Raw genomic sequence first — 15,769 nt, 5'->3', positions numbered from 1 at the left:
CACTCTCAGGCGCGATTTCAGTCCTGAGGTGACTCACTGCCGTCCACCTCATACAGCATGTGGGTCCCCTGTAATCCTTTGAGTTCGACGTCACGGGGCGGCCCGAATCGGACACCGGCCAGCCCCGCGACGGCTTCATGGACCGGCTCGCTGATCAGGATCTCGCCGCCCTGGGCAAGGCCGGCCACTCTCGCGGCCATGGCGACATTACGTCCGAACAGATCGTCGCCGCGTCGGACCGACGTCCCCATGTGTACGCCCATTCGTACCCGGATCTCATCCCAGCGCCCAGGGTCGGCACGCAGCGCCCGCTGCACCCCGATGCTGCACAGCACCGCCTGCCGGGAATCTGCAAAGGCGATCATGAACCCGTCGCCCTGAGTCTTCACCACGTGCCCACCGTGCTGGTCAACGTGCTTGTGGAAAAGTTTGTTATGGCGCTCAAGAAGTTTCACCCACTCGCGGTCCCCAAGCGCATCGTTGAGTTCGGTCGAGCCTTCGATGTCGGAGAAAACAAGCACAACCTGGCCGCCTGCGGTCAGTCTCGCGAGGTCGGGCCGTTCCACCCGCGCCCATCCGGCCAGATCCTCGATCGAGTTGCGCACGGTGGCGCGGACGCCCTTGTTGATCAGCGAGTCGGCGGTCTGCCATACCGTCTTGATCGCGACAGGCGCCAGTCCGCGCGGTCGACGACGCCGCGGCTTGTCATTCCGAACGCGCTCAAGCTCACGTCGCGTTCCCTTCAGCTTCCGGCGCGCGACGATCAGCAGCACCGTGAGCGTGACAAGTCCGGCGAACTCGACGCCGGCAGCGGCCCAGAGGATGGCTGGGTTCAACGGTCGTGGTTCAACGGTCGTGCGCCGCGGAGGCGAATGTCATCATCCGGCCAGTATCTATGACGGACGACGAATCTCACGACGCGACGGCCGGTAGCGGCACTGCCGAACCGGAGCACCATGCGAACCGGAAAAGGAGTACCCGGCTACGCTAGTGCGCCACCGCCGCCGACCCAACACTGGTTTGACCAGGCACCCGGTCGGGTTCGAGGCGAGGTGGAGAAATGCCGGTCATAGGCGAGCGAGCAATAGTTCTTGGCGCGAGCATGGGCGGACTGTTGGCCGCCAGGGTGCTGGCCGAAAGCTACCGCACCGTCACCGTGGTGGAGCGCGATGTGCTGCCCACCGGACCGGTCCCGCGCCGTGGAGTACCACAGGGAAGGCTCATCCATGCGCTACTTGCGCGCGGGGCACAGATTCTGGACGAGCTGTTTCCAGGGATTCTCGACGAGCTCGTGGCCGGTGGGGCCGGCAGATGGGACGGCGACTATGCCAAACTCTGCCTGTCGGTGGGTGGGCATCAGCTGGTGAGGTGCGGCCGGACGCCAGCTCCCGAATGCATGCCGTTCTATTTCCAGAGTCGGCCGTTTCTGGAATGGCACGTGCTTCGACACCTGCGGCAGATTTCCAATGTCGTCATGCTCGAACACCATGACGTACTGGCCCTTTCAGCCACCCCGGACCGCAGCCGCATAGTGGGCGTCGAGGTGGTGGACCGCGAGAACAGCAGTGCGACAACACTGGCCGCCGACCTCGTTGTCGACGCGACCGGACGCGGTTCTCGCACTCCAGTTTTCCTCGAGCAGTTCGGCTATGGCCGCCCCACGGAGGATGAGGTGACGGTCAATCTGGCGTACGCCTGCCAGCCGGTGCGTATTGCACCCGGCGCTCTCACCGAAGATTTCACAGCAATCTTCCCCGAACCCGGCCGCCCCAGAATGTTCGCCGCGATGGGTTATGAGAACGACACGGCCATGTTCACGGTCGGGGCCATGGCCGGCCAGAGACCACCCGGGACACGCAGCGAAATGCTGCGCTTTGCCGCCGATTTCGCACCCGCCCGGGCACTCGCCGCATTCGCTCAGGCCGAGCCGCTCGGAGAGGTGGTCCACTACCGGGTTCCGTCGAACCGCTGGCGACGCTACGACAAGATGCGCCGGCTGCCGAACGGGTTACTCGTGTTCGGCGATGCGATCTGTAGTTTCAATCCGATCTACGGTCAGGGGATGACGGTCGCTGCGGTCGAAGCACTCGTCCTGCGCGAGTGTCTCAATCGCGGGGACAGGGAACTATCGCGCCGATTCTTCCGCTCGAGCGCCAAGAAGATCCGGATCGCGTGGCAGAGCGCGGCAGGTTCGGATCTGGCCCTGCCCGAGGTGAAGGGGCCCGTGCCGGTAGCGATCCGACTGAGCAATGCCTACCTGGATCGAGTGCTGTCGGCAGCTGAGAGCGATACGGCCGTGACGCTACGGTTCCTGCGTGTCATCGGGATGATCGACTCCCCTGTCAGTCTGCTGGAGCCGGCGTTTGTACTGCGCGTCATGAGAAGCAGGCGCCCCCGCCTCGACCCGGCCCGGACGCCGCCTTCGGGCGCTCGACGCTCCGGGGCGACCGTGACTGCTTCGTGGGCCGACACGTAGCCACCATCGCGTGTGGCAGCAACCCTGACCAAGAGGTCACCGCCCGATCGGTGGCCGAAAAGTTTAAAAGTTGACGGATGTGGCAATTCCCAAGGGGTCAAGTCGTAACCACAACCTGATGGGATTCAGCAATGATTGTGCTCGGCGTCATCCTTCTCCTGATCGGCTACTTCACCAGCCTGTCGATCCTCTACACGATCGGCGGCATCCTGGTCGTCGTCGGAATCGTGCTGTGGATCCTCGGCGCAGTCGGCCGTCCTGTGGGCGGTCGAAAAGCCTGGTTCTAGCGCCTGATGGTCGACTCGACCCAGTTTCGCGGTAGCACGCTGCGCTGAATGCGCCTGAATTGCCTCCAGCTCATCCCCACCTTGGGCGGTTTCACCCAATACGGATGGGCTGGAGGCTTTTTCGCATCAACATTCGTCTGCCCAGCGCGCGTTCAATCGCGAGTATCGATGATCTGCTTGGCCAGGTCGACCAGCTTCGTGTTGCTGTCCTGGGAGAGCCTTCGCAGCATCTCAAAGGCCTGGACATCATCGACTTTGAAGCGCTCCATGATGATGCCCTTGGCTTGGCCGATGCGGTCTCTACTAGCCAGCGCCGCTTGCAGTTGCTCGCCATGCCGGCTGGCCAGGACTGCCGCTGCGGCGTGCGCGGCCAGCACGGAGCCGATTGTCTCTGCCTCGGAATTCCAGACATGGGGCTGATAGCCGAAGAGGTTGAGCGCGCCCGCCGTCCGGTCCGCGGTGTACAGCTTGAACGACAAGCCGCTCAGCACCCCCATCTCGACGCAGGCCGGCGCGTACTGCGGCCAGCGTTTCTCCTCGCGGAAATCGTCGGTGCGGACGACGATCTCATCAAGTGCGGCTTCAACGCACGGCCCCTCATCGAACTCCATCTGCAGCGCATGGAGTCGATGGGTGAACCCGCGGTCTGTCGGTAACGTCTCGAAGGCACCGCCGGTGCCGATCAACAGCACTCCAGCGGCGTCCACCCCGCCAATGAGTTCCTCGGCGGCCGCGGTGACACCGGCGAACACCTCATCGAGGCTGCGCGGTGCCGCAACGCTGCGCGCCAACTCGGCCATCCGCGTCGCCAACTCATGCTTCTGGAATTGGGTCACAGAGACAGTCTTACCGATGTTGGACAGTCGCACACAACATTGGCGGCACGCCGGCCGCGCCTCGTCGGCCGGGTGGGGCGTAGGTCGCTAGGGCGTCGGACCCGCCGGCGGTGCCGGCGGGGCCGGCGGGGCCGGCGCGCCATTGGGCGAGTTGAACTCGTACCCGGGCGGCGGCGGTCCTTGCAACGGGTAGTAACCGGGCGGCAGAGCGGGTGCGCCCGCCGCGGGCGCACCGCCGGGGTCCGTGATCTTCGAAGGAGTCTCGGAGCCCGGTGCATTCATCGACACGTATCCCGGTGGCAGGGGCGGCGACACCCCGGCTCCGGGCGGAGGCGCCGTGGGTTGCCCGGTGGGCCCTTGAAGGTCGTAAGGGTTCTGGGCCTGGTGCCAGATATCCCTGAGACTCCCGAGCGGGCCCGACCCGAATTGGCCGGATCCATAAACGGGATTCGCAATCTCGGGCACTGAGGGCGGAGCGCCCGGCGGTGGCGGTGGCGGCGGACCCGCGGCGTCGGGCGGCAGGACGGGTTGGCCCGGAGCCGCTGCCACCGGATCCGGCACTGCCGGAGCGGGGCCGGGTACCGCCGGATCCGCGGCAGCGGGGACAGCCGCGGCCAGCACCGTACCGGCAATGGCCAGGCCTGCGAGCGCGAACTTCGCTGTGCTGACGGACAGCGTCACGCCGTGCTGTTCGGTCATGAATCCGGCATTCCTCCCTGTTACACCGCTGGAGATACTGAGAGGCGGACCATCGTCTCCGGTTCTCAGTTCAACCGCGAATGCGCCGAGCGTAAACGGCATCGTCGCACATATCGACGTCGTCTGCCCATCACTGGACAGTGCGGCAGTGGCTACCCTGGCCGTATGAGTGGTCCGCGGGTGCCCGGCGGGGTGGTGCACACGCTGCCGGCAGACCTACGCCAGGCGCTGACCGCCAACGGCACCGCGCTCGCCACCTGGCAGGACATCACGCCCTTGGCGCGCAACGAGTTCATCTGCTGGGTCGAGGACGCCAAGCAAGAGGTGACGCGCAAGCGCCGGATTCGTCGAACCCAGGAAGAGCTGGAGGAAGGCAAGCGGCGACCGTGCTGTTGGCCGGGCTGCAAGCACCGCGAGGCCACCGGCAAATAGGCGCCCGCCACCTGGGCTCTCCTTCTGCTGCTGTCGGATCACCCGGTGCGCACCGATATTTCGTTGCCGCGACCGGGCGCGAAGGGAAGAGGCATGCTGCGGTACCCGTTGTCGGGGTTGCGCACATAGTCGAGGTAATCACCTGACTCGTCGATGGCGTTCTCCCCGATCACCAGAGCCCCCGGGCTCAGATTGGGCTCGAGCAGCTTGAGGACCGGCAGGTACAAGCTGAATGCTCCGTCGAGCAGCACGAGATCGACGGGGCCACCGACGCCGCCCCGGAGTGTTTCGAGAGCATCGCCGACCCGGACATCGACGAGATCGGCCACCCCTGCGGCGGCCAGGTTCTCTTGTGCGCGTCGGGCTTTGGTGGGCTCAAGCTCTGTGCTGACGAGTTGACCGCCGCCGCCGTCACGCAGCGCCACGGCAAGGTGGATGGTGGAGATGCCGAACGACGTGCCGAATTCGACGATGCGTTCCGCCTGACGGGCGCGCGCACAGATGTAGAGAAACCGGCCGAGTTCGGCTGAAATGCTCAGAAAATTGTCGGCAAAGCCGTGATAGAGACCCTTGTAGTCGGCGGCCTCCGCGTCCAGGAGCTGTGCGACAGCATCACCACGGTCGCCCTCAGCGAATCGTGCCGCGAGTGGCTCGTCCGCGGCTTCGGCTTCAGCGAACAATCGGGCCAATACATCGGCGACCGGTGCAGAGGTGAGTGTGTCCATGATGTCTCTCCTTCAAGCGCCATCGATTAGTTAGGTGAGCCTAACCTACATAACAACTTCGATGCAGTCCACGCCGCCGCCGGGGCGTTGTCCACCGATCGCTTCGAGTAGCTAAACTTTCCGGGACAGGACGTCGAACTCAATCACCGAGGTGGGCATACATGATCTGGACGAAGGCGACTCTGGCGACCGTTACGGCCGCGGGCGCGATCATCGGGTCGGCCATCGGCCTCGGCGCCGCCACCGCGAGCGCAGACCCGCTTCCCCCGCCCAATGCACCGAAGAAGCCGGCGGAATCGTGGCAGGGTCACCCCATGGTCTGGGCGCAACTGCCTGCGGGTGGACATTGGGGCGTCTGGGTCAACGGGGACTTCCTCCCGTTCACCTGATCCACGGTTGAGCCGGGCTCGACCCGGACAGATTCGCTCTCCTCATGACCGCGTTCACGGTGGATGACCTTCGGCCTGTGTCGTTGTGGGCCGCGGACTGCACCGAACGCGTGCTGTCCCTGTTCGAAGACGTGATGCCCGAAGACAGACGGCCGCGGGACGCGATCGAGGGCGCGCGGATATTCGGCGCCGGTCATCGACGAGACAAGCGGATGCGGACATTGGCGTTCGGGGCGCTGGCAGCCGCCGGCGATGTCGAGAATTAGTGGGTGGCTCCGTCCCTGCAATGAACGCGACCAGAATGGGTCGCACCGCACCTAGGAGATACACGATGGCCAAGTACCTGTTCCTCAAGCACTACCGCGGTGCCCCGGCATCGGTCAACGACGTTCCCATGGATCAGTGGACCCCCGAGGAGATCTCGGACCATGTGCAGTACATGCAAGACTTCGCCGACCGCCTCGTACAGACCGGCGAGTATGTCGACAGTCAGGCGCTCTCGCCCGAGGGGATTTTCGTCCGGTACGACGGCGAGGGTCGCCCACCGATCACCGACGGCCCCTTCGCCGAGACCAAAGACGTGATCGCCGGCTGGATGGTCATCGATGTCGACAGCTATGAGCGTGCCATCGAGCTGGCCGGGGAATTGTCGGCCGCACCCGGGGCCGGCGGCAAGCCGATCCACGAGTGGCTCGAAGTGCGCCCGTTCCTGACTGCCGCGCACACAATCACGGAGTGATTCAACGGTGAACGAGGTTCTGCTCCGGAGCCTCACACCAAACGTGCTCGCGATCCTCGTCCGCCGGGGTGCGGACTTCTCGGCGGCCGAGGACGCGGTGCAGGACGCTCTCATCGAGGCGATCCGTGTGTGGCCGGCCGACCAGCCGCAGGATCCGAAGGGCTGGCTGGTCACGGTGGCCTGGCGCAAGTTCCTGGACGCGAACCGGTCCGACACCGCACGCCGGCGCCGCGAGGAACACGCCGTCGACCAACCGGCGCCCGGGCCGACGTCCGCGGTCGACGACACACTTCAGCTCTATTTCCTGTGTGCGCACCCGTCGTTGACAGCGTCATCGGCGGTCGCGCTCACACTGCGCGCCGTGGGTGGATTGACCACCCGCCAGATCGCCCAGGCCTACCTGGTGCCGGAGGCGACCATGGCGCAGCGCATCAGCCGCGCCAAACGCACCGTGTCCGAGGTGCGGTTCGATCAGCCCGGTGACGTCGCGACCGTGCTGCGTGTCCTCTACCTCGTCTTCAACGAGGGTTATTCGGGCGACGTCGACCTGGCCGCCGAGTCCATCCGGCTCACCCGGCAACTCTCGTCGGCGATCGACCACCCGGAGGTGGCGGGATTGCTCGCCCTGATGCTGCTTCACCACGCCAGGCGGGCCACCCGCACCGCGCCCGACGGCACCCTGGTACCGCTGGCCGAACAGGACCGTTCGCGGTGGGACACCCGCCTGATCGCCGAGGGTGTCGCGATCCTGCAGTCAGCCCTTGCCCACGATCAATTGGGCGAGTTTCAAGCCCAAGCCGCCATCGCGGCACTTCATGCGGACGCGCCCAGCGCGGCCGAAACCGACTGGGTGCAGATCGTCGAGTGGTACGACGAGCTCGTCATCTTGACGGCAAGCCCGATCGTTCGGCTCAACCGTGCGGTCGCCGTCGGCGAGGCCGACGGACCGCGCGCCGGCCTGGCCGAACTCGCTGCCCTGGACGACTCCCTGCCCCGCTATGCCGCGGTCGCAGCACACCTTCACGAACGCGACGGAAACCTGTCCACGGCCGCGCGGCTGTACGCCGAGGCGGCCGGAGACGCACCCAATCTGGCCGAGCGGGATCACCTCACCCGGCAGGCCGCCCGCCTCAATGCGCGTCGGCCAGGAGGGCGATCTGGATGAGGCTGGCGCAGGTGCGCTCGTCGGCGACAGTCATCATGGACCGTATGGAATCGACCCGCGTGGATCGGTGGTTGTGGGCAGTCCGGCTGACGAAGACGCGTCCGGACGCCGCGACCGCCTGCCGGGGCGGGCACGTGCGGGTCAACGACCGGCCGGCAAAGGCGTCGACCACGGTGTCCCCCGGCGATGAGGTCCGCGCGCGGATCGGAGACCGGACCCGCATCGTCGAAGTGGTACGGGTGATCCAGAAGCGTGTCGGCGCGGCTGATGCCGTGACGTGTTACCTCGACCGCACGCCCGCGCCACCTCCGACATCGATCGTTCCGGTGGCTGCGCGAGACCGAGGTGCCGGACGACCGACCAAACGAGATCGCCGGATTCTCGACAAGTGGCGGGCAAGCCAGGGCTGAACCAATCTCGATGGTCAGGGCGCGCTCCTGCTCCGGAATGCCCGGCGATATGCGGCCGGTGTCGTGTGCACCGCGGCGTGAAACCGGCGGCGCAGATTGGTCGCCGAGGCCAGACCGACGCGGGAGGCGATGGCCTCGACCGGCAGGTCGGTCTCTTCCAGCAAGGCCCTGGCCGCGTTGATCCGCTGGACCAGGAGCCATTGTCCTGGGCTCGTGCCCAGTTGCTCGTCAAACCGACGGGCCAGCGTGCGGGGAGATACGTGCAGGTGGGCGGCCATATCTTCGAGGTTGATGGGTTCGCCCAGGCGCCCGCGCACCCAGTCCAGCAGCTCGGCCAGGGAAGGCGGCGTAGCCGGTGGTGCCTGCGGCGGGGTGGCGTACTGGGCCTGTCCGCCCTCACGGTGCGGCGGCATCACCATGTGGCGGGCCACCTGGGCTGCGTAACCGGCGCCTTGATCGCTGCGCACCAGGTGCAGGCAGAGATCGATGCCTGCTCCCGCGCCTGCGCTCGTGGCGAGGTCTCCGTGGTCGACGTACAACACGTCGGGGTCGACCTGCACCTGCGGGAACTGCCGCTGAAGTTCGGCGGCTGCAGCCCAGTGGGTGGTCGCACGTCGACCATCGAGCAAACCGGTCTGGGCCAGGGCGAACGCACCGCTGCAGATGGTGATCAGCCTGCAGCCCCGCGCGTGTGCGCTCAGCAGCGTCTGTCGGAGCCCATCGGAGATGGGCGCGTCTACGGGGCGCCAGCCGGGGACAACGATCGTGTCCGCCGTGTCGAGGGCAGAAGGCCCCTCGGTGACGACCAGCGGAAATCCGCCAGAGGTCAGGATGCCGCCCGGCTCCTCCGCGCATACTGCGAACTCGTAGCGGACCGGTATCGACTCGCGCCGGACACCGAAAACCTCCATCACACAACCGAGTTCGAACAGACCCTGCGGCGCGCGAACCAACGCCACCACGCGGTGTGGACGGCGAGACCGCGACATCATGGCAAGATCGTACCGGTCAGCGTCTTTCCTGACACTCGTCGCGATCAGTTGCCGGATCCACCATGAACGGATGACACAGACTCAGAATGGCCCGGATATGCCCGGCTATACGTGGTCCTCGGTGCCGAACGCACCCCTACGTGAACTCTTTCCCGGAATCAGGGCGCGTCCGCTGTGGGCCGGCGACAACGGGGCGACGGCTCACGTACTTGAGATGGATCCCGGCGCCTGCTGGGAAGGTGTCGATGTACACGAGCCCGGACCGGAGGAGGTGTACGTCATTTCCGGCACATTCAACGACGGCGTCCGGGACTACCCGGAGGGATCCTTCATCCACGCCCCCGCCGGCTCCTGGCATATCCCCCAAACCGCTACCGGCTGTAGGCTTTTCGTCTTCTATCCGGAGGGCTGACCTCGTCAGTGACCGGTCGGTGGCGGTGTCGGCTCGTCCGACGTCGACCAGGTGTAGCGCTGCTCGGGTGTGGCCGTGCCGCCGAGCATGAACGCCCGGTGATAGCGGGTGGCGCGGGCGATCGTGGCCAACCAGGTGGCCACGGTGCTGACACGGTTGCGCAGGCCGGTAAGGAATGCGATGTGCAAGAACCCCCAGGCCAGCCAACCCGGGAAGCCCGCGAGTCGTACGGGCCCGGCCTGCAGCAGGGCCTGCCCCCGGCTGATGTAGGCCGCTGACCCCAGATCGCGGTACCGATAGTGGCGGCGCGGCTTGCCTGCCAGTTCGCGGCGGATGCAGGACGCGACGTGGAGTCCGCCCTGCATGGCGTTCTCGGCGACCCCGGGCAGTTTGTCACGACCGACGAGGTCGCCGATCACGAAGATCTCAGGGTGCCCCGGCACCGACAGGTCGGGTTCGACCGCGATTCGACCGGCGCGGTCGGAAGGGGCCTCCAACACCTCTGCCAGGTGTCTCGCGAACGGCACGGCTTCGACACCAGCTGTCCAGAGCACAGTACGCGCCGCGTACTGTTCCTCCGGCCCGCCCGATTTCGGTGTGACAGTCACCCCTTCACGCCGCACATCGGTCACATGGACTCCCATGTGCAATTCAACGCCGAGCTTGCTCAACGTGCGGGTGGCTTTGGCCGCCAAGTCCGGGGCGAAGCTTTTCAGGACGCGGCCTCCCCCGTCGAACAGCAGCACCCGGGCATCCTCGGGTTCGATGCTGTGGAATTCGTGTGCCAGGGTCCTGGTTGCCATCTCCCGGATCTGCCCGGCCAACTCCACCCCGGTTGGGCCGCCGCCGGCAACGGCGAACGTGAGCCAGCTGTCACGTTCGGGTCCTGGCGCCAGCGTCTCGGCGATCTCGAATGCGGTGAACAGTCGCTGGCGGATGCTCAGCGCGTCGTCAAGGGTTTTCATCCCAGGCGCCCACTGGGCGAAATGCTCGTTGTCGAAGTAAGACTGCCGCATCCCCGCGGCGACGACCAGTACGTCGTAGTCGATGGTGAAGGTGGTTTCATCGGGCCGCAGAGCGGTGACCCGACGGAGCTCGGCATCGATTTCGAGCGCCTCGCCGAGCAGGGTGGTGACGTTGCGGTGACGCTCGAATTCTTCGCGCAACGGGCGGCTGATGTGTCCGATGCTCAGCGTCCCGGTGGCGCACTGATACAGCAGCGGCTGGAACAGGTGGCCCGCCGCGCGATCGAGCAGCGTGACATCGACATCGATACCGCCCAGCCGGCGTGCGCAGAACAGCCCGCCGAATCCCCCGCCGATGATCAGCACCCTCATGCGCCCGTCACTCATCCGTATGAGGTTGCCAGATGCTCGGCGAGCAGTCTCGGGGACCTGCGGCCGGTGTCAACCGTGGCAGTTCGGTCCGAATAGACCGGATGGCCGGTTTTCCGGCATGCCAAAACCCCCGAGCCGATCAGCGAATGCACTGACCTGCAGTGCACTTCTGATCCGCCCGGGGGTCCGAGGTAGCGATTAGACGGCGGTTACGCCGACTGCCTGGGGGCCCTTGGCGCCCTGGGTGATTTCGAACTTGACGCGCTGATTCTCCTCCAGCGTGCGGAAACCGCCCGACTGGATCTCGGAGTAATGCACGAACACATCTGCTGCGCCGCCGTCAGGAGCGATAAAGCCGAAGCCTTTTTCGCCGTTGAACCACTTGACGGTTCCTTCTGCCATGCTGATACTTCTTTCTCTTTCAAAGATGGACACCATTTATGTGTCCACTGTTCTTGATATGCGACCACTACGGTCTTCAACTCGGACGGGGATCGGCATTCACTGGATGAGTAGGTCTACTGCCGTGATACGGCGCTCCTGCCCGACCACAAACGGGCCCAATCAAAATCGAATACGGCACGCAGGCGCGTGCGACGTATGGGATGAGTGTAGCGCACCTTGTGCGATTCGGGCCCCAGCCACGCGAACCGACGCCGGCCATCTCCGTCGGTCAAATCAGTTGCCTTACCCGGCAACATTATTCGGCAATGAACGCCATCTGCCCGATCTCAGGTTCCCTATCCCACGGCCTGATTCCCCAGGACCGCGAGCAGTCGGAGGTTCTCCAGGGCCGAAGACCCGGCCGGCGGTGTGAGGACCACCAGCCGCTGACCCTCGGTCGCCGACAGCACCTCGCAGTCCAGCGTGATCGGCCCGACCTTCGTCAGGTACGTCTTGCGCTGCATACGCCGGGTGGCCACCTCGTGCCGCGCCCACAGTTCAGCGAACTCAGAACTGTGTTCCAGCAGATTTTCGACGAGTTCACGCATGTCAGGGTCGGTGCGCCGACGCGCCCACGCCGCCCGCAGGTCGGCCACCATGATCCGGCTGTGATCGTCGTGTTCGTCGGCCGGAGCCGCCTCGCGGCTGCGCGGATCGGTGAACCACTGCCAGCTCAGGCTGGCCCGTAGGCCCGATTCACCGGTGACGCGATCACCCATCAGGAGCTTGGCCATCTGGTTCTGGGCCAGCATGACGTCGGTGTCGGAGCAGACGAACGCCGCTGCGTCGCGCATCTGGTCGAGAACGAACATCAGGGCGGGACGCACATGGTCTGAATGCCTGGCCCGGTCCGGGACCGCATGACCGGCCAGTCGGTAGAGATGGTCGGTTTCATCGTCGGTCAGGCGCAGTGCGCGTGCCAGCGCCCGCAACATCTGCGGCGACGGCTGTGTGCTGCGCCCCTGCTCAAGCCTGCCGTAGTAGTCGACCGACATCCCGGTCAGCTGCGCCACTTCCTCGCGCCGCAGACCGCTGGTGCGCCGACGCGCACCCGCGGGCAGTCCGACTTCCGCCGGGCTCAGCCCCGCCCGGCGGCGGCGCAGGAACTCAGCGAGCGCATCACGGTCCATCAGCACATTGTGGCTCGGGTGGCCGTGCCCAGACAGGGACTGCCAGTCCCCGGTTCGACGCGCCGTGGCGGCATGTCCACTTTCGCCGAAGACTTGCCCCATGCACACCAAGCAACTCGGAACTCTGACTTCATCGGCACTCGGGCTCGGATGTATGGGCATGTCCGGCGCCTACGGCGACACCGACCGGGACGAGAGCATCGCCACCGTGCACGGCGCACTCGATGCCGGAATCACGCTGCTCGACACCGGCGACTTCTACGCCATGGGACACAATGAACTGCTGCTCGCCGAGGCGCTGCGGTCGACGTCTCGCGACAGCTATCAACTCAGTGTGAAGTTCGGTGGCCAACTCGGCCCCGACGGCTCGTGGGCCGGGTTCGACGCACGCCCCGCCGCGGTGAAGGCGTCGGCCGCGTACTCACTGCAGCGGCTCGGCACCGACCACATCGATATCTACCGGCCGGCCCGCCTGGATCCCGCAGTGCCCATCGAGGACACCGTCGGCGCCATCGGTGAACTGGTCGACGCGGGATATGTGCGGCACATCGGGTTGTCGGAGGTGGGTTCGAGCACGATCCGTCGCGCCGCGGCGGTCCGGCCGATCACCGATCTGCAGATCGAGTATTCACTCGCCTCGCGCGGTATTGAGCACGACATTCTCGACACCTGCCGCGAACTGGGGATCGGTGTGACCGCATATGGCGTGTTGTCCCGCGGGCTGATCGGCGGACATTGGACGAAATCCAGTGGCGGAGAGGGTGATTCCCGATCGATCCACCCACGGTTTGCCGACGGGAATCTTGATCGCAACCTGGCGCTGGTCGAGACCCTGCGCGGCGTTGCCGAGGAACTCGGGGTGTCGGTGGCGCAGGCGGCGATCGCCTGGGTGGCCTCCCGCGGAACCGACATCGTGCCGCTCATCGGCGCGCGTACCCGGACCCGGTTGGTGGAGGCGCTCGGCGCGGCCGATGTTGCGTTGAATGACGAGCAACTGGCCCGGATCGAAGCGGCCGTCCCGGCCGGCCAGGTGGCCGGCGACCGCTACCCCACCGCACACATGGCCGCCCTCGACTCCGAACGTGTTGCGGCCGAATAGCTGTCGTGATCTAGCTACCGGTATAGCAGCTGCGGTACTCGCTGGGAGTGGTACGCAACTGGCGGACAAAATGGTGCCGATAGGTCACCGCGGACTCGAATCCGACGCGGGTGGCGATCTGCTCGATGGACAGCGGCGACGACTCCAGCAGTGCCAGACTCGCCTGGACTCGCTGTTCGATCAGCCATTTGATGGGAGTCGTTCCGGTCGCCTTGGCGAACTGCCGCAAATAGGTACGCCGTGACAGCGTCGACCGGGAAGCCAAGTCGTCCAGAGTGATTGGGGTGTCGAGGTTCGAGAGGGCCCACTCCATACCTGCCGCGATCCGACCGTCGGCCGCCGGCTCGGGTACCGGACTGTCGATGTACTGAGCCTGTCCCCCGGCTCGATGCGGTGAGACCACCATTCGGCGGGCGATGTCGTTGGCGATCCGGACACCGTGATCGGACCGGACGATGTGGAGACACAGATCCAGGCCGGCGGCACAGCCTGCACTGGTGAGCACCCGTCCCCCATCGACATAGAGTGGCGCCGGATCGACATCGATGTCGGGATAGCCCGCCTGGAGCAGATCCACATAGATCCAGTGTGTCGTGGCCGATTGACCGTCGAGGACCCCGGCCGCAGCCAGTGCGAACGCTCCCGAACATATCGACACCAACCGCGCATTCCGCTGATGGGCCGTGCGGATGGCCTCGACCAGGTCGGGCGCTGGCGCCTCTGTCACATCCCGCACACTCGGGATGATCACGGTGTCCGCGGCCGCCAAGTCGGCCAGATCGTACGAGGTCCGCACCGTCGCGCCCCCCAGCATCCGCACCTCCGGCGTCGGACTACACAACTTGACCGAATACCAGGGGCGGGGAATATCAGCGGAGAACCGCTCCGAGAGTTCGGTCATCCCGAAGATCTCGGCCGCCAGCCCGGACTCGAACCCGGACATGCCCTCGTAGGCCAGGATCGCGACACTATGCATGTCACTATCTTAACGTATATCGTCTCTAGTGCCACTGTTGTAGTGGGCCTGTCGCAGCCATGATCGAAAGATGTTGTATCGAAGCTCATCTCGCCTGCATCGCCTGCATCGTCTGCGCCGTCATCGGCGATTGCGGATGCTGATCGCTCTCGCCGCCGGAGTTCACACAGCCAACGGGTTGGCACACGGAGTGGAGCCGCCGCAGCAGTCCGGTGCGCGCGTCGCGCGCTGAAGGAGCGCTAACGCGCGTGGGAATTGAAAAACTGCCACGACGCCTCCGAGGCATCGAACGCGAGGGTTGCGGGTCCGACAGCCTCGGGCGGTAGGACCTGCGGAGCACCTGGCCAGACGTGACCGCCGCCGTCCACGCGCATGAAGACCACCGATGTGCCCGCCGCACACGGTGAATACGCAACGCGCTGGGTGCCGGGGCCGGCAGGCGCGTCTTCGGACGGAACGCCCGGGCATCGGTCGAGCTGTCTCCACCGGTCCACCATCGCCGGGGCGGAGAGGATGTCGCTGGAGCCGCCTCGACCGAACATGGCGCCGCCCCCGAAGGGGACGATCGGATCTGCGGTGCCATAGGTCGCCATCACCGCGACCGGCCGCGCCGGATTACAGGGCACGTTCGCCCCGAGCGTGCCCGCGACAGGGGCGATGGCGGCGAACATATCGGCCCGATCACACGCCAACCGGTTCGCCATGAACCCGCCCGCGGACAGGCCGGTCGCGTAGACCCGGCCCGGATCGATGCCGTACTGCGCGACCAGATTGTCGACGAGTGCAGCGATGAACCCCACATCGTCGATGCCCTGCCGGTCCGGCTGTGCCGCACCACGACCGTCGGCCCAGCTCAGGTCGATGCCGTCCGGATACACCGCGACGAACCCGTGTGCGTCGGCGACCGAATCGTAATGCGTCAGCATCGCCTGCTGGTGGCCCGTCGCACCGGCGGCATGCAAGTTCACGACGAGACCCGAAGGGTGTTGCACGCCGGCCGGAATGTGCAGTTCGTAGGTCCGGACCAGCCCGCCGAAGTCAATCTGGGCGGTACGGAACGGACTGGCCTCCGCCGTCGCCTCCCCGAGGCCCGAGCACATGACCGCGCAACTGACGGCTGTCGTGACACTCAATCGCCTCAGGAACCACGATCGCCACCCCAGCCGCTTCGCCATGGAGCAAATATGCCCGAACCGCGGCGTTCCGTCAGTGAGTTTGCCA

Annotated in this window: 20 protein-coding genes; 10 read left to right on the top strand and 10 right to left on the bottom strand. The window is 65.9% G+C overall.

Features of this window, described 5'->3' with window-relative positions; all coding sequences use genetic code 11:
• Positions 1–17: 17 nt before the first annotated feature.
• The gene (locus tag M1247_RS16150; protein ID WP_317157352.1) at positions 18–836 is read right to left on the bottom strand and encodes an adenylate/guanylate cyclase domain-containing protein; all 819 of its coding nucleotides are present in this window, start codon (positions 834–836) and stop codon (positions 18–20) included.
• A 224-nt stretch (positions 837–1,060) separates the two neighbouring features.
• Here M1247_RS16150 and M1247_RS16145 point away from each other — a divergent pair, with 224 nt between their 5' ends.
• Both M1247_RS16145 and M1247_RS16140 read left to right on the top strand, forming a co-directional pair.
• Positions 1,061–2,476: an FAD-dependent oxidoreductase gene (locus tag M1247_RS16145; RefSeq protein ID WP_410506880.1), complete on the top strand. Its 1,416-nt coding sequence runs from the start codon at positions 1,061–1,063 to the stop codon at positions 2,474–2,476.
• A gap of 131 nt (positions 2,477–2,607) precedes the next feature.
• Positions 2,608–2,763 (top strand): hypothetical protein, encoded by a 156-nt coding sequence (locus tag M1247_RS16140; RefSeq protein WP_317157350.1) that lies wholly within the window; start codon positions 2,608–2,610, stop codon positions 2,761–2,763.
• A 152-nt stretch (positions 2,764–2,915) separates the two neighbouring features.
• On the opposite strand, the gene M1247_RS16135 is transcribed toward M1247_RS16140, so the two are convergent.
• Both M1247_RS16135 and M1247_RS16130 read right to left on the bottom strand, forming a co-directional pair.
• Entirely contained in the window at positions 2,916–3,563 is a 648-nt protein-coding gene (locus tag M1247_RS16135; RefSeq protein ID WP_317157349.1) for a GAF and ANTAR domain-containing protein, read from the bottom strand.
• A gap of 123 nt (positions 3,564–3,686) precedes the next feature.
• Positions 3,687–4,298: a hypothetical protein gene (locus M1247_RS16130; protein ID WP_317157348.1), complete on the bottom strand. Its 612-nt coding sequence runs from the start codon at positions 4,296–4,298 to the stop codon at positions 3,687–3,689.
• 165 nt (positions 4,299–4,463) lie between these two features.
• Between M1247_RS16130 and M1247_RS16125 the strand changes: the two genes are divergently transcribed.
• On the top strand, positions 4,464–4,730 hold the full coding sequence (locus M1247_RS16125) for a YdeI/OmpD-associated family protein (RefSeq protein WP_317157347.1): 267 nt from the start codon (positions 4,464–4,466) through the stop codon (positions 4,728–4,730).
• 38 nt (positions 4,731–4,768) lie between these two features.
• Here M1247_RS16125 and M1247_RS16120 read toward each other — a convergent pair whose 3' ends face one another.
• A complete protein-coding gene (locus M1247_RS16120) occupies positions 4,769–5,455 on the bottom strand; it encodes an O-methyltransferase (protein WP_317157346.1) in 687 nt (228 codons plus the stop codon).
• A 161-nt stretch (positions 5,456–5,616) separates the two neighbouring features.
• Here M1247_RS16120 and M1247_RS16115 point away from each other — a divergent pair, with 161 nt between their 5' ends.
• The 5 genes from M1247_RS16115 to M1247_RS16095 all read left to right on the top strand — a co-directional run bounded on the left by M1247_RS16115 (position 5,617) and on the right by M1247_RS16095 (position 8,158).
• A complete protein-coding gene (locus M1247_RS16115; protein WP_317157345.1) occupies positions 5,617–5,844 on the top strand; it encodes a hypothetical protein in 228 nt (75 codons plus the stop codon).
• Positions 5,845–5,888: 44 nt separating this feature from the next.
• Positions 5,889–6,110, top strand: a complete 222-nt coding sequence (locus tag M1247_RS16110) for a putative immunity protein (protein WP_317157344.1) — start codon at positions 5,889–5,891, stop codon at positions 6,108–6,110.
• A 65-nt stretch (positions 6,111–6,175) separates the two neighbouring features.
• Positions 6,176–6,583, top strand: coding sequence for a YciI family protein (locus tag M1247_RS16105; RefSeq protein ID WP_317157343.1), 408 nt, complete (start codon positions 6,176–6,178; stop codon positions 6,581–6,583).
• A 7-nt stretch (positions 6,584–6,590) separates the two neighbouring features.
• A complete protein-coding gene (locus tag M1247_RS16100; protein WP_317157342.1) occupies positions 6,591–7,748 on the top strand; it encodes an RNA polymerase sigma factor in 1,158 nt (385 codons plus the stop codon).
• A 44-nt stretch (positions 7,749–7,792) separates the two neighbouring features.
• Positions 7,793–8,158 carry an Hsp15 family ribosome-associated heat shock protein gene (locus M1247_RS16095; protein WP_317157472.1) on the top strand — a complete coding sequence of 122 codons (366 nt, stop codon included), beginning with the start codon at positions 7,793–7,795 and terminating at the stop codon, positions 8,156–8,158.
• 14 nt (positions 8,159–8,172) lie between these two features.
• Here the strand turns inward: M1247_RS16095 and M1247_RS16090 are convergent, their stop codons facing one another.
• Positions 8,173–9,150, bottom strand: a complete 978-nt coding sequence (locus tag M1247_RS16090; RefSeq protein ID WP_317157341.1) for a GlxA family transcriptional regulator — start codon at positions 9,148–9,150, stop codon at positions 8,173–8,175.
• A 70-nt stretch (positions 9,151–9,220) separates the two neighbouring features.
• On the opposite strand from M1247_RS16090, the gene M1247_RS16085 reads away from it, so the two are divergent.
• Positions 9,221–9,562 carry a cupin domain-containing protein gene (locus tag M1247_RS16085; protein ID WP_317157340.1) on the top strand — a complete coding sequence of 114 codons (342 nt, stop codon included), beginning with the start codon at positions 9,221–9,223 and terminating at the stop codon, positions 9,560–9,562.
• 5 nt (positions 9,563–9,567) lie between these two features.
• Here M1247_RS16085 and M1247_RS16080 read toward each other — a convergent pair whose 3' ends face one another.
• The 3 genes from M1247_RS16080 to M1247_RS16070 form a co-directional block, all read right to left on the bottom strand.
• Positions 9,568–10,914, bottom strand: a complete 1,347-nt coding sequence (locus M1247_RS16080) for an NAD(P)/FAD-dependent oxidoreductase (RefSeq protein WP_410506879.1) — start codon at positions 10,912–10,914, stop codon at positions 9,568–9,570.
• 183 nt (positions 10,915–11,097) lie between these two features.
• Entirely contained in the window at positions 11,098–11,301 is a 204-nt protein-coding gene (locus M1247_RS16075) for a cold-shock protein (protein ID WP_317157339.1), read from the bottom strand.
• Between the two features lie 338 nt (positions 11,302–11,639).
• Positions 11,640–12,473: a helix-turn-helix transcriptional regulator gene (locus M1247_RS16070; RefSeq protein ID WP_317157338.1), complete on the bottom strand. Its 834-nt coding sequence runs from the start codon at positions 12,471–12,473 to the stop codon at positions 11,640–11,642.
• A gap of 100 nt (positions 12,474–12,573) precedes the next feature.
• On the opposite strand from M1247_RS16070, the gene M1247_RS16065 reads away from it, so the two are divergent.
• Entirely contained in the window at positions 12,574–13,572 is a 999-nt protein-coding gene (locus M1247_RS16065) for an aldo/keto reductase (protein ID WP_317157337.1), read from the top strand.
• Positions 13,573–13,582: 10 nt separating this feature from the next.
• Here the strand turns inward: M1247_RS16065 and M1247_RS16060 are convergent, their stop codons facing one another.
• Together M1247_RS16060 and M1247_RS16055 are read right to left on the bottom strand one after the other, a co-directional pair.
• Positions 13,583–14,548 (bottom strand): helix-turn-helix domain-containing protein, encoded by a 966-nt coding sequence (locus M1247_RS16060; RefSeq protein ID WP_317157336.1) that lies wholly within the window; start codon positions 14,546–14,548, stop codon positions 13,583–13,585.
• 239 nt (positions 14,549–14,787) lie between these two features.
• Positions 14,788–15,723: an extracellular catalytic domain type 1 short-chain-length polyhydroxyalkanoate depolymerase gene (locus tag M1247_RS16055; RefSeq protein ID WP_410506878.1), complete on the bottom strand. Its 936-nt coding sequence runs from the start codon at positions 15,721–15,723 to the stop codon at positions 14,788–14,790.
• Positions 15,724–15,769: the final 46 nt, after the last annotated feature.

Source organism: Mycobacterium appelbergii, from assembly GCF_032883035.1.
In the GTDB taxonomy this organism is placed as follows: Bacteria; Actinomycetota; Actinomycetes; order Mycobacteriales; family Mycobacteriaceae; genus Mycobacterium; species Mycobacterium appelbergii.
Note: the sequence above shows the minus strand (reverse complement) of the source record. Positions and strands in the feature narration are given on the sequence as shown.